An 18,063-nucleotide genomic window follows, 5' to 3' on the forward strand; every position below is an offset into this window, starting at 1 on the left:
CTACTAACCCTGCTTGATGCCAAAGGCAATCCATCGTCCATCGATATCCTCGATCACAAATTCTTTGTTATTATAATCAGAATGATGGCAGGAACGAACAATCGTTACACCCGCATCGATCAACTCTTGTTCGAGCTCTTCCTGCTGTTTCGTAATGAAATAGGCATCGTATCCGTAGCCATACAGTTCTCTATTCGGAATCACCTTTTGTCCATTACTTTGGGTTAAAATAATCTCGGTAGAATCACGGTACAGACAGACATGCGGCTCTGCAACATCCAAGTATTCAACGACACGAAATTTTAATTTTTCTTCATAAAATGCAGCCGTTCTCCTCATATCAAGGGTTGGGAACACACTGTGAGACTCTAATAATTCTGGCTTCATAATACTAATCTCCTTCATCCTAATTGTTCTTAAACCTGATTACGCCTGTTATGTAGTCACTCGAATAACTATGACACTATTGCCATATTAACATTGGAGGTGTAAAATAGAATATTGTTTTGTCTCCATCGTATGTAATACTAATGTCAAAGTCTGTTCATATCATACAATAACTTCATACAAGACAGGAATGGTTACGTGAAAGAAAAAATTGTAATGCCACTCTGGACATGTTGTCTGTTCATCGTGGTCATGAACACAACCATGTTTAATGTTTCGTTGCCTGTCATTATCCGTGATCTTCAGATCACTTCTGACCTGGGCTCCTGGGTTATCTCCAGTTATTCTATCGGATATGCCTTGTCTACCGTAATTTACAGCCGCTTGTCTGACCGAATTCCGGTACGTAAGCTGGTCACCGTTGGGCTCTTGATTCTCGGTTGCTCGTCCGTACTTGGTCTGTTCGCACATAACTTTGCCTTGTTGCTCACGACGCGTATTCTGCAATCCGCAGGGGCAGGGGTTATGGCTGGCCTAGGTCTCGTCATTGCAAGCCGTTACATTCCGGTGGAACGACGCGGTGCAGCTCTGGCTCTCATCTCATCAGGTAGCGCGATGGCTTTTGGTCTTGGCCCCATTGTTGGCGGACTGATCAGCGAGTACATGGGCTGGAACGGATTGTTTGCGATTACGGTGCTAGTGCTACTGGCCCTGCCGGTATTGCTCTATTTTTTACCACGGGAGACCGTGAACAAAGAACAGCCATTTGACCTTACAGGCGCACTACTAACCATTGTTAATGCAACCACCTTGCTGGTAGCCATCACACAGCGGTCATGGATATGGCTTGGCATCGGCATAGTCTCTCTGGCTACTCATATTCTGTATATTCGCAAAGCAAGGTTGCCTTTTGTGAACCCACAGGTATTTAGAACGCCGGGTTTCACTCGGCTTATTCTCATTGGTTTCTGCATACTCGTGGTTAATCTCGGAAACCTGTTCCTTATGCCGTTAGTGCTTGCGGATCTGTACCATCGCTCTGCTCTTGCCATCGGTTTGCTCATTGCCCCCGGAGCGATCATCTCGGCATTTTGTACCCGTTATGTCGGTCGCTGGATAGATCGGTATGGCAATATGCGGTTTATGCTGATTGGGCAGTGTATGCTGGCGGCAGTTCTGGTGTTGTTTATGCTTGGACTTGACCAGTCTGCCCTGATCATTACAGGCGGTTACGTGTTCTTCTCGCCAGCACTATCAGCCTCCATGGCCTCCCTGAATAACGAAGCTTCACGTGTACTGCCTAGAAACCAGATTGGTTCTGGCATGGGCTTGTTGCAGCTGATCCAGTTCTTTGGTGGTTCGGTGTCTGTAGCCGTGTGTGGTTTGCTTCTGCACGCCATACCCGGAGTAACGCTACAAGAAGCTTATCATGTGGTATATGGCTGCCTGCTGGTCGTATGTCTCATTTCGCTTGGACTGACGTTATGGCATAGTAAAGCTACTTCAGTTTCTAATCGTGATTTAACCTCTGTACCCTCGGGTCGCTAATGAAGCGTGCTCCTGTCGTCGGAGTGTACCGCTAAAATTACAAGTTCAACTTATGTAAAAAAGGCTCGCACCTGTTTGCGAGCCTTTTGCTTATTTTGCTTATTTTGCTTTCTCTAATACAAACCCTACGCTTGTGATGACCGTACCTGGAGAAGGGCCGCAAATGACTGGAAATGAGCAGCAAGCAGCTTCACATTTTCCTCCATCAACTGCTGTGCCTCTTCCATCGTCTCGGCTTCACTCTCCGCATCTTCACGCACCATCGCCAGTTCATGTTCCATCACCAGCACGGAGGGCACCTCTTCGTTCTCACGATAATCGAGCAAATAGTTGTTGCCGCTGCTGACACTCCACGCAATCGGAATAATTCGCCGCGGATCAGGATTGACTTCATCCACCAACGCAGCATTATTGGCAATAAACTGATCATCCAGTACATGAAAACGAATGTCCCAATCTTCCGTCTCTGTGCCCTGGATCAGATCAAAGGAAGCATCGCCGTGTAGCTGAATAAAGTCCAGATAGTCCTGTGGAAAAACAATACCATAATGAGACTGAATACGCGTCACACTTGCACGATCATTCTGCTCATTCATCCCTATTCGCCCTCTCTCAGCTTGATCAGTTTTTCGCTTCAAGTGCCGCTTTCCAAGCTTCAGCAATATCAACTGGCGTTTTGCTGCTTTTCTTTCCGCTACCTTCCTTCGTCCAGAGCGGAGGAAAATAAGCAAACACTTGGCCTTTGTTCAGTTGCGCCATCTCTTCCTGCCAGCCTTTCCAGCGAAACGTTTCGTAAAATAATTGCAGATCACCCTCAGCCAGCCAAGTCATAAACTCGGAGTACGAGAGCTCTGTTGATTCCCACTCCAAGGCATCCGGTGCAAAATAATAAATCTGTCCCGAGCCATCGAACTTCCCGGTATCCAGAGCAAAAAAGCCTCCTGCCACATCATAGGCCACGACCATCATGCCCGGCAATGCCTCTACAGCAGGTTCAGCACTCAAGCCATTCCAGCTGGCCAGACTGCCATATACACTCTCACCGCCTGCGCCCAGCAACGTAATCCATCCATAATCCACCACCATGCCCTCCGTCTCATAGGCGACAGCCCCCAGATAGGAACGCGTGCTCACTTGGAGCTGGTGCAGCGTATTCTTGCCCATCTCCGGCTTTGCCGGAACATAGGTATATGTATTCTCCCCCTGATCCATAAGCGCTTTGAGCTCCGGCCAGGCGTGATTTTCCTGATCCATTAATTCATCAGCAGACAGATTATTCATCATTCCACAACTCCTCTCCATTTCATGACTTTTCCAAGCATATCATGGCTTATTCTACCATTCAAATCTGATATAATTAGCTTTCAGATTGTAATTAAAGGAGGAATATCCTTGTTTCGTTTCATCCTGCTCCCTGCTCTAATCCTCACGTTGTTCACATCTTCGGGCTGCCAGGATCGAGCCTTCTCTATTCCTCAACAACCAGATGTCCGAACCGAAACGAATGATCAGACCATCTATTATATTTCACCACAGGGAAACGATAAGAATCCCGGAACCGTCCATTCTCCATGGAAGACGATTCAGTATGCAGCGGATCATGCTTCTCCCGGTAGTACGATCTATCTGCGCCAAGGCGTCTACCCCCAGAAAGTCAAAATAACCCGTAGCGGGCTTTCTTCAGGCAAACCTACGCTAATCTCCAGTTATCCTGGAGAGAAAGCAATTCTCGATGGCAAGAAATTATCTGTACGCGGCGTCGAAGGCATGGTCGAACTGGACAATGTCAGCCATGTTACGATCTCAAATCTGGAGATTCGTGGCTTCTCCACCACTCAGACGGGACAAGTCCCTGTCGGCATTTATGTACATGGAGCAGGGGAGAACGTTCAGCTTCTCGGCAACCAAATTCATGCCATAGCTAGCCGGGCAACGCCAAAAGGCGATGAACTGCAAGGCAGAGATGCACACGGAATCGCCATCTATGGCACAGAGCATCCACAGGCCCTACGCGATATCATCATTAAAGATAACGAATTATATGACCTCGTGTTAGGTTCCAGCGAATCACTTGCGGTTAACGGCAATGTTGACACCTTCGCCATTATAAACAATACCATCCATGATACGGACAACATCGGTATTGATCTGATTGGATATGAGGGCATTTCAGAGGATGACACGTATGATCGGGCGAGAAACGGCATCGTTCGCGGCAACACCATCTACAACATCACATCAACCCGCAATCCATCTTACGGGCTTCCACTTCCGAATAAAAGTAATTCGGCCGGAGCGATCTATGTAGACGGCGGCACCCATCATATCATCGATCGCAACAAAGTATACCGGAATGATATCGGAATCGAGATAGCTTCGGAGCACGCCGGTCGTTCCACCAGCAACATCACCGTTCGTGATAACCTGATCTATGCCAATCGACTAACCGGTATTGCTATAGGAGGTTATGACGAAGAGCGGGGCGCAACGGAAAACAGCCAGATCATGTACAATACACTCGCACACAATGATACGTTAAACGCAGGCAACGGACAGCTCCTGATCCAGTCACATACCCAAAATAACACCTTCACCCGTAATATTGTTGCCGCTGGCAGCTCAGACGTGTTGATCTACAACGAGTACACAAGCAATACAGGCAATGTGTTCGACCACAACCTTTATTACGTTAACGGCGAGGCGCAGGAGGCCCTTTGGGTTTGGAAAAATAAAAGCTATTCCGGTGTTACAGCGTACCAACAAGGAACAGGCAATGACACACATTCACGCTACGTCAATCCAGCGTTTGTGAACAGCTCAAAGGGAGATTATCGCCTGCAAACAGGCTCTCCAGCCAAAGCTTACGGCTATCTGGCCCCGAGATAGACGTTGTCTTCCTTTTCTAACCATCGTCTATACTAATAAACAAACGGATCAAGTAAGCAAAGATTCTCTGCCTGCTGATCCGTTTTTATGATGCTTAGCCCGGCTTAACGCCGGACCAAACTAGCGGCATGGGTTACCCTATTTCGCCCGCCCGTCTTGGATGCATAGAGTGCATCATCTGCCTTTTGAAACACAGACAGCTCCGTATCTGCTGCCGAGATCGTTGCCGCGCCAATGCTCACCGTAACGTGATATTCCCCCCAATCCGCAGAAGCTACTTGTGACCGGTATCGTTCTGCGATGCTGATGGCTTGTTCCTCTCCGCAATTTGCCAGAATGATCACAAACTCCTCACCACCGTAACGTGCCACCACATCGACCTCACGCGAAATGGATAGTAATAGCGTAGCCAAGTTACCCAGTACCAGATCACCGATGGGATGTCCGTAGGTGTCGTTAATGCTTTTAAAGTGGTCAATGTCCATTACAAGCAGTGAAAATTCACGCTGTTCCTCTTGATAGAGCGATAGATGATGAGCCATTTTCTCCTGGAAAAACCGACGGTTTTTGAGACCTGTCAGCAAGTCCGTAGACGCCATCAATTCCAATTGTTCATTGACTTTAATCAGCGCCTGCTCTTTGATTTTGTATTCTTCATGCAGACGCTCCAGCTCTTGGTTCGCCTCTTGTGTTGCCTGATATAACTCCTGCAGCTTGGTCTTGGTATTTAAAATGTCCTTTTCATGCTCAATCCGTTTACGCATAATGACGACTACGCAGTCCACTATATGTTGCCCGTCCCGCATCTGACGCACCCCGTTGAGCAACACCGGGACGTCTTCCTGATCGCGATTGCGAAAGGAAAAGTACATCTCGTCCACATGACCATACAACTGAATATACGGATAGAAATACGTATGAAAAAACACTTTATTGGTGACGGACATCACGGATTCAATATGTTTGCCCATCAATTCATCCCGTTCACGCCCAATCATGTCCAGCAACGTATGATTTACCGACATAATGACGCCCGAATCCGATATTGAAAAATATCCACAAGGTGCAGTATCTAATTGAATGTCCATAAAAACAGCCTTTCCTCTATACGTTATGCACTAGCCAGATAATCTTTAATTAATCGAATCGTCTCGCCGGGTTCACTCAGATGAGGGTAATGTCCTCTGGCATTCATCTGAGTGAGCCTGCTGTTCTTCAGATGGGAATGCAAATAATCTCCCACTTCTACAGGAGCGATACTATCATCTGAGCACTGCAGAATCAAGGTAGGCACCGACACCAGATCCAGTTCGATCCGGCTATCAGACAGGAATGTAACTTCGGCAAATTGCCGGGCGATATGCGGATCACGGGAGCAAAAGCTCTTTTCCAACTCTTCCGTTAAATGCTTGCGTTCCGGGTTCTGCATCACAATGGGGGCCAGATAACTTGCCCAGCCGATAAAGTTTAATTGCATCATCTCCAGCAGTTCATCTATATCCCGCCGCTCAAATCCACCATAATAATGGGGCAGATCATTCAAATAACGCGGAGAAGGCCCCAGCATAACGATATTTTTGAAGAAATGTGGTGCCTGAATGGAGGCAAGCATACCAATCATACTGCTGACGGAATGCCCGACAAAGATGACATCCCGAAGTTCCAGCACTTCCATAATCTCAAGTACATCCTGGGCATAGCCATGAAGATCATTATATTTAAGCGCATCATAATAGTTAATTTGGGACTCCCCGGAGCCTACATAATCAAAGAGAACAACCCGGTACTGTTCAAAAAAAGCAGGCACAATATGTCGCCACATATCCTGATCACACCCAAAGCCGTGCGCAAACATAATCGTCTGACTGCCTGTACCAAGTACATTTACATTGTTGCGTACAAGGACATCAACCGTCATCTCACTCACCTCTCAGAGAGATTATAATTTTAATTTATCAAAGTATTATATCGGAAAATGTTGGAATTAGGGTTAAAAATGTTAATATTTTTACTCTGTTAAACATGAAATAGTTGTTTCAAATTGAAAAAACACCTTTACAACCTGACTATCGTCAGATAAAATCAACCATCATATCGCTTGATATTAGAACATATTTTGGAGGAATATCATGAACACCCTAACATCAGACATATCACCGCAGAAACTTTGGAGAAAATCGTTTATCTTTATCATGCTGGCCAATGCACTTTTGTTTATGGCCTTTGAAATGTTGCTCCCCACCTTACCTTTATTCGTTTCCAGCTTGGGAGGAAATGCTTCAAAGATCGGGCTTGTAACCGGCATTTTTATGTTTTCAGCCATACTAGTTCGACCTTTCACTTCCGTTTTGGCAACAAAGATGGACAAAAAGTACCTCTTGATTATTGGCATCGCCATCTGTGCATTAGCTACTGGCGCATACTACCTCTCGTCAGGTATAGGAATAATTCTTGTACTACGTGTAGTCCACGGATTCGGTTTTGGTCTGGCAACGACTTATTTTGCAACAATTGCTACGGAAAACATTCCGAAAAGCCGACGAGGGGAAGGCATGGGATATTTCGGAGTTGGAGAAACCGTCGCTATATCTGTTGGTCCATTGATTGGAACAAGCCTGCTCCTTCAATACAACTACCAGAGCCTGTTCTTGGGCGGAATGTGTATCTTGTTATTGGCACTTCTGATGACCGTTTTTGTATCCAGAAACTCTCAGAGGGAGTCTGAGGACAAATCTTCCGTTCATCTTGCCACTTCCGTAAAACTTATTGAGAAAAAGGTATTATTTCCTTCATTGCTCATCCTGATGGTTGGCGTTGCGGCCGGTTCGATCATGTCTTTTGTCGCTTTGTTTGCTGCGGAGAAGGGTTTCAGCAATATTGCCTGGTTTTTCTTTATTGTGGCGATTGCCAGCTTTGTCGTCAGACTATTCTCAGGAACTATGTTTGATCGCCTAGGTCCAGGGTCTGTACTTCTTCCTTCGGCACTTTTCGCGATCGCCGGGCTCCTGGTTCTGATCCTCTCACAGAACCAGATCCATTTTCTGATTGCTGGCGCACTGTACGGTTTTGGGTTTGGTGCCATTTTCCCCGCCATCCAAACATGGTGTGTCAATCTCGTGGAAGAACATGAGCATGAGAATGCGATGGCTTCATTCTTTAATTTTTTTGACCTCGGCATCGGCGGCGGCTCTTTGGTTCTGGGTCTGGTGGCATCTGCATTCTCCTACACGGTAGTGTATACTATCTCTATCGCTGTTTTAGTGATATACATCTTGTTATATTCGGTATACGCTCTAAAGCAGAAGCAGTTCGAAGACCGATCACTGGGGGTACACATTGAGTAAAAAACGAATTAAAGAGATTGCGATTCAGCATTTTAATCGTTTTGGTTATGAAGGGACCAAGATGGCACAAATTGCCGAAGAAGCCGGTATCCGTAAACAATCACTGGCTTATCATTATTCTTCCAAAAAGGACTTGTTGCTGGAAGTATATGAGGAAGTTGTGCAAGAGGAGCAACAGTTTGTACAAGATTTCTTGGGAATTTCCACTGCAGGAGATACGCTGGAGCAGCGATTATATGCCTTTTTGCTCGAACATAAAAATCGCTTCCTTACTCAGCCCAATGTAGCCTTTATGTACATTCTGTCCTTTATGGCGCCGCTAGAAGTGAATGATTTTGTTTTGGCTCAATACCGGACATATCTCGGCACCTTAAAAAAAGAAGTAACCGCTTTGTTCGCAAGTCATGAGGGGATTCGTCTGAGCCCGGAAGAAGCAACGCTAGCTTTTGTCACTCTGATGGACGGTCTTGATATACAGCTCGTGTACGAGACAAGGCAATCATACGAGCAAGCGATGGCTATTACCTGGAATGTGTTCTGGTCTGGCATCCAAAGCTAAAGCAGTCCCTCTTCGTAACTATTACATGAGTCATAACAAACTGATTAGGAGGAAGGCATATCATGCAATCACTGAATGCGGCCTTAACCCGTTTCGTAGAACAACAAGACTTATATAATGAAACCTACGGGCTTTTTCAAAATCACGATCTTCGCCCTCGGGTGCTTCCAGTTCAGCCAGAAGTGGACAAGCGTATTTCCCTTTCGCCGGAGCTTGAGTACCTCTACAGTCACTACGAGATGGTAGACGCTCAAGCCGAAGGAACATTGAAAATGAAAAGTGCAGCTGTCGAAATCGGCGATGCCGCTCTGCTCTTTTTCGTCGCTCCCGAGCATCTGCATCGCCAGCAGCTGGGATTTCGCTGGATTGGTATGCAGGAACCTTTCGAAGAATCCGATTCCTGGCCGCCACATCATATTGTCATCGCCAACGTGAACGATGATCCTATTATCGTTGACGCACAAGCTCCCGCTTCTCCTGTCTATGCTGCATTTGAGGGTGGAGAACCAAAACGAGTTGCGGATTCACTAGCCGACTTTTTCAATGCTCTTGCCATCTTGATTGAAAACGCACGTTCATTTTCAGGAGAAGTGAAGGACGAAGAAACTTACGAAACCAAACCTGAATATCTTGTCCAGGTGCAGCCAAAATTAAGGGAACTGCTCGGAGAAGTACATACAAAACACCTTATCGAGTATCTATCTTTATGAGTTATATGAGAATGAGGAAGAGAATTGGGATGGTTTTATAAACAATAAGGGACTAAAAAAACTCCCCTCACAGTAACAGCTTTACAATTTAGCTGTGTTCCACTTGGGGAGTCGTATATCAGGCTTTACTGTGAAGAGTGATTAAATAACCATCTGGGTCAGCAAATGTGAAGGTGCGCCCGAATGGTCCGTCGATTGGCGCGGATGTAATCTCTAAACCTGCTGCGAGAAGCTTGTCGTGGATGGCTTGTGTATCAGGGGCATGCAGCCACAGAGCAATACCAAGCCCAGGCTGCGTGTCTGTACCAAGTTTTACTCCTGGCATAAGATCACGAAGAGCAAACGCGATGGGCTTTGTTTCAAAAACGACTGCATGAGGCGGTCCAGCTTGTGAACGGACCAGACCAAGATGATTTTGATAAAATGTTGCCGAGCTTTCAAGATTGGTCACCTGAAGTGAAATAAAATCGGGTCCAATGACTGACATATGAATAACGTCCTCCTTTATATTGGGTTAATCAAAGATGACTAAAATCTTTTTCATAACCTCTTTCTTGATGTGTATCTTGATTATAAAGACCCTCTCTTGCCAACAGTATGTCAGTAGCGTTTTTCATTTTTTAAAATTTTCAAGTGGTTGGGGGATGTATACATGATCTACGTTGCTTTGCTACGGGGTATTAATGTGGGCGGCAATAACAAAATTGGGATGAAACAGCTGAAAGAAACGTTTGAACAGGCTGGTATGCAAGAGGTAGTGACTTACATCAATTCTGGCAATATCATCTTTGCCGATGATCAGGCGCGAAGCGATGCCCATGCCGAAATATCTGCCATTTTGGAACAGGCCATTGCTGCGGATTTTGGCTTACAGATTAAAGTGCTAGTCCGAGACATGGATGAGATCACATCGGTCATACAGGCACTGCCTTCCGGTTGGACGAATGATGATCAGGCCAAAAGTGATGTTTTCTTTTTGTGGGAGGAAATTAACGATGTTGATATTCTGGAGAAGCTGCCCCTGAAACCCGATGTAGGCGAGCTTATTTATGTACCTGGTGCACTTCTGTATTCGGTTGGTCGAGAGGAAGCAACACGGAGCGGCATGAATAAACTTGCAAGCTCGAAGATCTATTCGTACATGACGGTCAGAAACGTTAATACGACACGTAAAATTTATGCACTTATGCAAGCCGCTGCTGAAAAATAAAACCAGCATTCCTGTTCAGGAACAGACTCCTTTCATGTACTTGCTCCACCAATCGTCTCAAGGGAATTCGTTCCTGCCTGCCTGCGGAACATGAAACATGTATTACATAAAAAAGGACTTAACATCAGTTCTCTGATGTTAAGTCCTTTTGCATTTCATTTTACGTCTTAAATCCTATCTTGCATTCCTATGAATGACTATGCTTATGCCTTCATCAGTCAATCTGAATACGTCTGCGTGTCTGTTCATCATCTGGACGTTTCGGAATATCCAGCTTCAGCACTCCATTTTCCAGCCGTGCCTTGATATTCTCTTCATCAATATGATCCACATAGAAACGGCGGACAAATTCCCCGGCACGACGTTCTTGACGAATCATTCGATTATCGTCGTCCTTTTGCTCAACCAGTTCATTACGTTTGGCGCGAATGACGAGTTCATTGCCTTGCACCTGAATATCGATGTCTTCTTTGGCAAAGCCAGGCAATTCGGCTTCGACCAGATATTTGCCGTTTTCCTCGCGAATGTCGGTACGGAATGGTTGCATACTGCTTCCAAACGAAGAGAGGAATGAAGTGTCAACCATGTCATGGAAGGATTTCAGCATCTGTCCGAACGGGTCATCATTTCTTCTGCGAAATGGAATCAGATCAAACATGAACATCATCTCCTTAAATGTGGTTGGGTTTGTTGTTGCTTACATCTATTATTGTATTCATGATGCTACGATGGTTCAAAGCCGATAAAATGCGATTTAAGGCAATAATCTGCGATTTCGGTTAAATACATTAACATAGATCGTTGTATCATTTATTTTGACCAAATCTGACCTTCTGACTTTGTCTGACCAATTTTTGATACTTCACCGCAACTCACTGCGTATTGATTTCCTGTCCAGAAGTCGCTAATGTTTTCCTTTTGCTGGCACTCCTAAACTGTAGTACTGCTAATAAAACGGCTAATCCTACCGCAACAAAGCCTGCCCAATTCAATGCCAGAACCGATGAACGGCTAATCACAAGCCCGCCCACCCCGGACCCCAGTGCAAAGCCAAATTGAATAAATGACGTATTCAAACTTAGCGCAATGTCCGGACTACGAGGGGCTAACGTTACCAGATATAATTGCTGGGCAGGAGAGATGCTCCATGTAGCCAACATAAATATCATCAGAACCAGGATCAGCAAGATCAGATGTGCACCCGTCACAGCAAATAACAGAAGCGTCAGCCCTTGCAACACTAACCCAACAAAAATGGTGAACTTCGATCCTCTGGCATCTGCCAGTTGTCCGCCCAATTTGGAACCGATAAAACTACAGATCCCTGCCAAAAACAAAATCAGGCTAATTTCGGTCATGGTAAGGGACGAAGTCTTTTGCAAAAACGGCGTAATATACGTGAACAACGTTGCGTAACCGCCCACATATAACAGTGACATCATCAATGCGATTATAATCGATTTGTTTTTCAGCAACGAGAGCTGCATGTTCACGGTTACCTTCTCTTGCTCGCGGATGGAAGGAACCTTTTGATAGATAATCAGAAATGGAACAATACTGAGCAGGCCAATGACAATAAATAACATTTTCCAGCCAAACATTTCACTGAAAAATGTACCGATCGGCACACCAAGCACAAGCGAGCTGCTTAGCCCCATCAGAATAATTCCAATCGCATTACCTCGCTTTTCATTCTCCACAAGCCTTGTCGCTGCCGCCATTGCAACGACCGTTGTCATACCACCGCTTGCTCCCTGAATGATACGTATCCAGATCATCGCCTCATAAGAGAGATCCAACATCATGATGCCATTGCTGGCAATAAATACGCCAAAGGTTAGGAGCAATAGTTTCCTTCGGTCAGCATTAATGGTTACGGCAATCAGAATGGGTGCAACAATAGCTGCTGCAAGGGCAAATACCGTCACAAGCATGCCCGCTTCCGCCGTAGATACGCCAAGATCAGCCGCCATCATCTCAATGATTCCGGTAATAATGTATTCAATGGTGCCGATTAGAAACACAGCCAGTGCCAGAATATAAATCGTGCCTTTATTTTTCAACCCTTCTCACTCCATCTTCTATATGTTCATTTTCACTTAAGCCTTCTAGTTACCTGCACGTGATAGGAATCTGAATCTCGATGTACTGTGCATCCTGTTCAGGGGATAGAGGCAAATAGTATTCTCTGCCCGGCTCATTCTCTTTGATCTGGTAGTTGTTTTTCTCGATCCACCGTGCTAAACGCACACAGGCTGCCCCATCAAATGTGGAATGCGAATGAAACGCCATAGAGGCGACCATCGGTTCCGGCTGGAGATTCCTGATCTGAAACGGCTCAGCAACTGCAGGAGGCTGACCCGTTAAGAAGTAACCGACTTCGTACTCGAATTCATCCTCTTTTCCATCCACCTCTCGCCACAACACAACCTGTGGTCCCTGAATCCATTGGCGCAGGTCTTTGGTTAGCAGTGAATCCAGATGACCCAGCAGTTCCGGAATACGCTCTTCTCCCCCGTTTGCAGTAAAGAACAGGAAGGTCTGAGCAGCCTCGGCTTTAATTCGGATCTCCTGGCCTGTATCCCATTGTCCTTCGCTTTCCATAAGCTGGATGCGTTCTTCAATGCGTACAAGCCTGGCTTGTTCCATATCAATCATTTGCTGAATCTCACTTCGCTTCAGTCTCAACATGCCCTGAATCTGTTCATGCGAAATGTCCTCCTTCACTAGCTGCGTGATCTGCGGCAGCGTAAAGCCCAATTCCTTGTAGATCAGAATCCGGTTAAGTTCGAGCAACTGATCTGCAGAATAATATCGGTAACCCGTGTCCTCGTCTACTTTACGCGGCTTGAGGATACCGATCTGGTCGTAATAGCGCAGCGTTTTTAAAGAAAGCTTGCTGAGCTTGGCAAACGTACTGATTTTGAACAATGTATCATCTCCAATCCATTAACTTAACGTGAGTATACAGTCTCCCGTGCAGGGGAAAGTCAAGGGTAGCATGCTAGAGAACATAAAGTCAGAGTTAGTAATCAATTCTTAAGGCAATATAAAAAGGACAGGAGCATGGATAAAATGTACCCTATAAGATGGACACTTAAAAAAGGTCATCTTGTAGGGTCTTTTTTGTGTACAATGAATAAAAAACGAGCGGTGGTCAAGCAAATGTCAAAAAAACACTTTACAATGCAAGAGCAAGATCAGTTGAGAAGAAATCCCTATGTAAGAAATGTTAGTGCTAAAGCGATTACATACACGGATGCATTCAAAGAACGATTTATTCAACAACATAGTCAAGGTACGCTTCCCAGTGAAATCTTTCAGGAAGCTGGCTTCCCCATTGACGTTTTGGGTGCAACCCGGATTCAAAAGGCTTCCAATCGGTGGCGTACGGCATTTCAGGAACAAGGATCTGCTGGATTAACGGATGGTAGAAAACACGCTTCAGGCCGTCCTCTAAACCGTGAATTAAGTCTTGAAGAAAAATATGCCCGTTTGGAAGCAAAAATGAAATGGCTTGAAGCGGAGAATGAATTCTTAAAAAAGCTCGATCACCTCGAAAGGCAGATGAGAAGAAAAAAATCCAACTCCGTACACGACAAAAATTCGAACTGATTCAACAGATGATGCATACCTGCTCTTTCCAAGGCAAGGTGCATGTTCTTTGTGCTATTGCTGGTGTTTCACGCTCAGGCTACTACCGCTATTGTAGTGAAAGCGCCAGGCTACATCGTCAAAAGCAGGAACAGGACGACCATAAGGTGAAAGCGATCATCCTGAAAGCCTACCATTACCGTAGGAGGAACAAAGGCGCACGTCAAATTAAAATGACGCTCGCACTTGAGTATAACGTCATATACAATCTTAAGCGCATTCGTCGGATCATGCAGAAGTACAACATCGTTTGTCCCATTCGAAAAGCAAATCCAGCACGTCGTATGGCTAAAGCGACGCAAGAGCATCGAACCTGTCCCAACCTGTTAAAGCGAGCCTTTAAGCCAGGAATTGCAGGCAAGGTTCTCTTAACCGACATTACGTACTTAACTTATGGGATAAGCAAACGAGCCTATCTATCAACGATTAAAGATGCCGAGACGAATGAAATATTAGCCTATGAAGTCTCCGCTTCCCTTGGATTGGACATTGCAATGGAGTCGTTGAAACAACTCAAAAAGCATAGGCATCTGACTTCGGATGCCTTGATTCATTCGGATCAAGGATTTCACTATACAAGCCCCAAGTTCCAAAAGCTTGTGAAACAAATGGGGTTCAATCAATCCATGTCACGGCGAGGAAACTGTTGGGACAACGCTCCACAAGAATCCTTCTTTGGGCATTTTAAAGATGAAACCAATTTTAAAACATGCATGACTCTGGAGGAGGTTAAGCAAGAAGTAAAGAGCTACATGATCTACTACAATCATTATCGAGGCCAATGGAACTTAAACAAGCTGCCGCCTGCAAGATACAGACGACAGCTTGAAGCTGCCTAACCTTTTTTAATTTGTCCTTTACAAGGGGTACATTTTAGGATCCCCTGTCCTTCCTTCTCATTTTAAGTTAATTGCTGTCATTTTTCTTAACTTAATTTTTGTGGTTTTTCATTTACTCCCAGAAGAAACGGCCTGCAAGCACTTTTTCGTTCAACAGTTCGTATGTCTCTTCAGGCAACTCTTGCTTCATCTTCGCGTTCACAGCTTCTTTGCCTTGATTGTACTGGGAGGACATGCCGATCTCGGCAGTTGTGTTATTCGCATCCAGGCGCATGATCGGTGCTTTGGCATTTTTCGTCCATGGCGTCCATGCAGCAAGCGTAGACGTTCCGCCCGTACCTGGCTTACCCGTATACAGGAACTGCTTCAGGTAAGCTGCCATCGCAGCAGACAATTGCTCACGTCCCGGCTTGTTGGTATCACTGAAATAACCTTCAGGGAAGTAAGCCGCAATACCTGCTGCTTTTCCTGTATAGAAGTCCATATCGGCGCCATGCGGAGCACCTAAAAGGGTACGCAAACGTTCAGAGATGACGCCAGGCTGGGTTCCCCATGCAAAACGATATGCATATACTGGCGGCTGACTCGCCGCACTGGTTAACTTTTCAGCAACTCGCTCCGCATTAAAGCCTGCGTATGCCTCGCTGCCATATTTGATTGCAGCCGCATATTGATCTGCTTTCGTTTGATCCGTAAACAATGTACCATCATTGATCGATGGAGCAAAGTTCGGATCACCGAAGGCAAAAGCAGAGAATTCCGTTTCCAAGCTACCGAGCAATACAGGCACTTTCGTATATTTGCCACTGTTGATCGCATCAAAACCTTCTTTTGGAATGACCGTACCATCACGGAATAAATGCGGGAATGGCTGCATACGGATGGCCGTTGCGCCAAATACCGTCACTAGTTTATCCGCAGGCAATGCACGTAGGTATGTTTCCAGTTGCGCAGGTGTTTGCTTGCTGATCCAAGCTTTGGCTTCGCCTTCATTTGCAGCTTTGCCTTCTTGCACAAGCAACTTCACGATCGCATCCTCGGATTTCTGCTGTCCTTCTTCAGGTGAAGCCGTCGTCAAACCACCGCTGAACGCGATCGCTTTTTGATACAATCCCTTGCTAAGCGGTGAGATAAGCGTCGCTAGAACATCACGCGCCCCGGCAGATTGACCCGCAAGTGTCACGTTTCCTGTATCGCCGCCAAAACCTGCAATATTATCCTGCACCCAAGCTAATGCACGGAACGCATCCAACAAGCCATAGTTGCCGGAATCATCCAGAGCATTGCCTGTTTTCAGCGCAGCATTCTGGAAGAAACCTAGTGCTCCCAAACGGTAGTTCACCGATATAATGATACTGTTTGTATTGCGTGCAAGCTGTTCTCCCTGGAAGTCCTTGCCTGATCCAGTCATATTACCGCCGCCGTGCAGGAATACCATGACCGGAAGTTTTGTGCTGGTTGTATTCGGACGCCAGATGTTCAAATATAAGGAATCCTCACTACCCACTGTAGTTTTACCGGAAATTTGCAAGCTGTTTGCCGCGAACTCTTTGGCTTCTCTTGTGCCTGTCCAAGCCTTCGGTTCTTGTGGTGCTTTCCAGCGTAGTTCGCCTACCGGAGGCGCCGCATATGGAACGCCAAGCCAGCCAAGCGTGCCGTATTGATCATAGGCTTTACCATCAATGGCACCGTATTTTGTTTGTTGCAGCGTTTGAGGTTTAAACGCTCCCGCCTGTTTATGTTTGGACCAGATTTGTTCGAGCGTACCTGTACCATTTTTGAGCTGAGCCTGCAAAGCCTGTGCCGTGGCTTCAGCCATTAAACGGTTGGTCAGTTGTGTCGTTCCTTTTCCTTGAAGGGATTGGATACCATGGCTTGCCGCGAATGCGGAAGCTTCTCCTGAAGTGTAATCCGTGCCTGCTTCATAACCAAGAGCCTTGAGTAGCAAATCTGCATATTCCTCTGCTGTCAGTGGAGCATTAGGCGCAAAATGTTCCGTATCCGTGACCACACCAGCTAAATAAGGATGCTGCTTCAAGTATCCAACGACGGGTTGCAACACCTTGCCTGCCTGAGCGGCATCCGTATACGTTTCGGTTCCTTGATAGGCCAGAGCCTCTTTTTCCAGACCTGATAAACGCAAGTAAAGCACCGCGGCTTGAATACGTGTGGCATGTTTACTCAGGTAAGCCGCGTTCACGCCTTGCCCATTCCCGCGAATAAGCTCGGCTTTTACCAGTTTGTCCATAGCCGGGGACAAGGATGGAGCTGTATTCCCTGCTGCATAAGCGGGTAGACCCGATACACACATGCTCAGAATCGCTGCTACTGCAATAGAACGTTTCATTTTTTTCATTGGTTATTCTCCTCGCTGTCTAGTCGTGTATGATGGAAAAATAGTTTCGAAATATTGCACCGCTCGGTACAGTATTCCAAGGTTTGGATCATTCTATTTCTTGGTCTTGGAAGAACGGAAGATCGGCCCTCCTTTCTGCTGACATGAACTGTTGCAACCCTTCGGTTATGACATTCAGGCGGATCATATATAAAAAAAACCTGAATCAAAGGCACACAGACGTTGGATCACATCGTCTATTGCCCTCAATTCAGGTTTTGCCTGCAATACGTAACAACCCTGAGAATAATGAGGTGTGTTATTGAATTAGTTTACTATAGTAAAAACGCAATCAATCGTCTGATCAATCATCCAACGAATGAACTGGAACAGGTCTTGCCCTGAGATCGGTTACAATCCTGTTATTACCGTGATATTAGCACAGAATGAAAGCGCTAGCAATATATTTTTAAAAAAGTATCACTGCTTACATTTCTCGGCTCATGCTATAAAAAAAACCATGAACAAATCCGGATGGATACATTCATGGTGTTACGTGCATGGTACTCTGTTACGATCAGGCAGTATTAG

At 45.8% G+C, this 18,063-nt stretch carries 17 protein-coding genes; 7 read left to right on the plus strand and 10 right to left on the minus strand.

The annotated features are described in order from the left end of the window. Positions 1-3: 3 nt before the first annotated feature. Complete coding sequence (locus tag MKY23_RS20680; RefSeq protein WP_090915109.1) at positions 4-387, minus strand: VOC family protein; 384 nt, start codon at positions 385-387, stop codon at positions 4-6. Positions 388-585: 198 nt separating this feature from the next. Here MKY23_RS20680 and MKY23_RS20685 point away from each other — a divergent pair, with 198 nt between their 5' ends. After that, the gene (locus tag MKY23_RS20685; protein WP_339831872.1) at positions 586-1,935 is read left to right on the plus strand and encodes an MFS transporter; all 1,350 of its coding nucleotides are present in this window, start codon (positions 586-588) and stop codon (positions 1,933-1,935) included. Between the two features lie 125 nt (positions 1,936-2,060). Here MKY23_RS20685 and MKY23_RS20690 read toward each other — a convergent pair whose 3' ends face one another. Both MKY23_RS20690 and MKY23_RS20695 read right to left on the minus strand, forming a co-directional pair. After that, on the minus strand, positions 2,061-2,531 hold the full coding sequence (locus tag MKY23_RS20690) for an SMI1/KNR4 family protein (RefSeq protein ID WP_339831874.1): 471 nt from the start codon (positions 2,529-2,531) through the stop codon (positions 2,061-2,063). A 25-nt stretch (positions 2,532-2,556) separates the two neighbouring features. Further along, positions 2,557-3,216: a DUF2625 family protein gene (locus tag MKY23_RS20695; protein ID WP_154888596.1), complete on the minus strand. Its 660-nt coding sequence runs from the start codon at positions 3,214-3,216 to the stop codon at positions 2,557-2,559. 111 nt (positions 3,217-3,327) lie between these two features. Between MKY23_RS20695 and MKY23_RS20700 the strand changes: the two genes are divergently transcribed. Continuing rightward, positions 3,328-4,821, plus strand: a complete 1,494-nt coding sequence (locus MKY23_RS20700; protein ID WP_261769227.1) for a right-handed parallel beta-helix repeat-containing protein — start codon at positions 3,328-3,330, stop codon at positions 4,819-4,821. Positions 4,822-4,925: 104 nt separating this feature from the next. Here the strand turns inward: MKY23_RS20700 and MKY23_RS20705 are convergent, their stop codons facing one another. Together MKY23_RS20705 and MKY23_RS20710 are read right to left on the minus strand one after the other, a co-directional pair. Continuing rightward, a complete protein-coding gene (locus tag MKY23_RS20705) occupies positions 4,926-5,909 on the minus strand; it encodes a sensor domain-containing diguanylate cyclase (protein ID WP_339831878.1) in 984 nt (327 codons plus the stop codon). A 23-nt stretch (positions 5,910-5,932) separates the two neighbouring features. Next, a complete protein-coding gene (locus tag MKY23_RS20710; RefSeq protein WP_339831880.1) occupies positions 5,933-6,739 on the minus strand; it encodes an alpha/beta hydrolase in 807 nt (268 codons plus the stop codon). A 211-nt stretch (positions 6,740-6,950) separates the two neighbouring features. Here MKY23_RS20710 and MKY23_RS20715 point away from each other — a divergent pair, with 211 nt between their 5' ends. The 3 genes from MKY23_RS20715 (at position 6,951) to MKY23_RS20725 (ending at position 9,434) form a co-directional block, all read left to right on the plus strand. Further along, positions 6,951-8,165, plus strand: a complete 1,215-nt coding sequence (locus MKY23_RS20715) for an MFS transporter (protein ID WP_339831882.1) — start codon at positions 6,951-6,953, stop codon at positions 8,163-8,165. Next, positions 8,158-8,724: a TetR/AcrR family transcriptional regulator gene (locus MKY23_RS20720; protein WP_154887848.1), complete on the plus strand. Its 567-nt coding sequence runs from the start codon at positions 8,158-8,160 to the stop codon at positions 8,722-8,724. Before MKY23_RS20715 ends, MKY23_RS20720 begins: the two co-directional genes overlap by 8 nt. A gap of 62 nt (positions 8,725-8,786) precedes the next feature. Continuing rightward, on the plus strand, positions 8,787-9,434 hold the full coding sequence (locus MKY23_RS20725; protein ID WP_339831885.1) for a hypothetical protein: 648 nt from the start codon (positions 8,787-8,789) through the stop codon (positions 9,432-9,434). A 118-nt stretch (positions 9,435-9,552) separates the two neighbouring features. Here MKY23_RS20725 and MKY23_RS20730 read toward each other — a convergent pair whose 3' ends face one another. Then, complete coding sequence (locus MKY23_RS20730; protein ID WP_339831887.1) at positions 9,553-9,921, minus strand: VOC family protein; 369 nt, start codon at positions 9,919-9,921, stop codon at positions 9,553-9,555. A gap of 165 nt (positions 9,922-10,086) precedes the next feature. Between MKY23_RS20730 and MKY23_RS20735 the strand changes: the two genes are divergently transcribed. After that, positions 10,087-10,644 (plus strand): DUF1697 domain-containing protein, encoded by a 558-nt coding sequence (locus tag MKY23_RS20735; RefSeq protein WP_339831889.1) that lies wholly within the window; start codon positions 10,087-10,089, stop codon positions 10,642-10,644. Positions 10,645-10,858: 214 nt separating this feature from the next. On the opposite strand, the gene MKY23_RS20740 is transcribed toward MKY23_RS20735, so the two are convergent. The 3 genes from MKY23_RS20740 to MKY23_RS20750 form a co-directional block, all read right to left on the minus strand. Then, a complete protein-coding gene (locus tag MKY23_RS20740) occupies positions 10,859-11,302 on the minus strand; it encodes an Hsp20/alpha crystallin family protein (RefSeq protein WP_154887840.1) in 444 nt (147 codons plus the stop codon). A gap of 214 nt (positions 11,303-11,516) precedes the next feature. Next, positions 11,517-12,707 carry an MFS transporter gene (locus MKY23_RS20745; RefSeq protein ID WP_339831891.1) on the minus strand — a complete coding sequence of 397 codons (1,191 nt, stop codon included), beginning with the start codon at positions 12,705-12,707 and terminating at the stop codon, positions 11,517-11,519. A gap of 49 nt (positions 12,708-12,756) precedes the next feature. Then, positions 12,757-13,575 (minus strand): MerR family transcriptional regulator, encoded by an 819-nt coding sequence (locus MKY23_RS20750; protein ID WP_339831893.1) that lies wholly within the window; start codon positions 13,573-13,575, stop codon positions 12,757-12,759. Positions 13,576-13,809: 234 nt separating this feature from the next. Here MKY23_RS20750 and MKY23_RS20755 point away from each other — a divergent pair. Beyond that, a protein-coding gene (locus MKY23_RS20755) for an IS3 family transposase (protein ID WP_260511209.1) occupies positions 13,810-15,137 on the plus strand; the annotation gives its coding sequence in 2 pieces (ribosomal slippage) (positions 13,810-14,179 and positions 14,179-15,137; 1,329 coding nt in all). A gap of 112 nt (positions 15,138-15,249) precedes the next feature. Here the strand turns inward: MKY23_RS20755 and MKY23_RS20760 are convergent. Beyond that, positions 15,250-17,493 (minus strand): carboxylesterase family protein, encoded by a 2,244-nt coding sequence (locus MKY23_RS20760; RefSeq protein WP_339831895.1) that lies wholly within the window; start codon positions 17,491-17,493, stop codon positions 15,250-15,252. Between the last annotated feature and the right edge of the window lie 570 nt (positions 17,494-18,063).

Source organism: Paenibacillus sp. FSL R7-0272, from assembly GCF_037969905.1.
Lineage (GTDB): Bacteria > Bacillota > Bacilli > Paenibacillales > Paenibacillaceae > Paenibacillus > Paenibacillus polysaccharolyticus.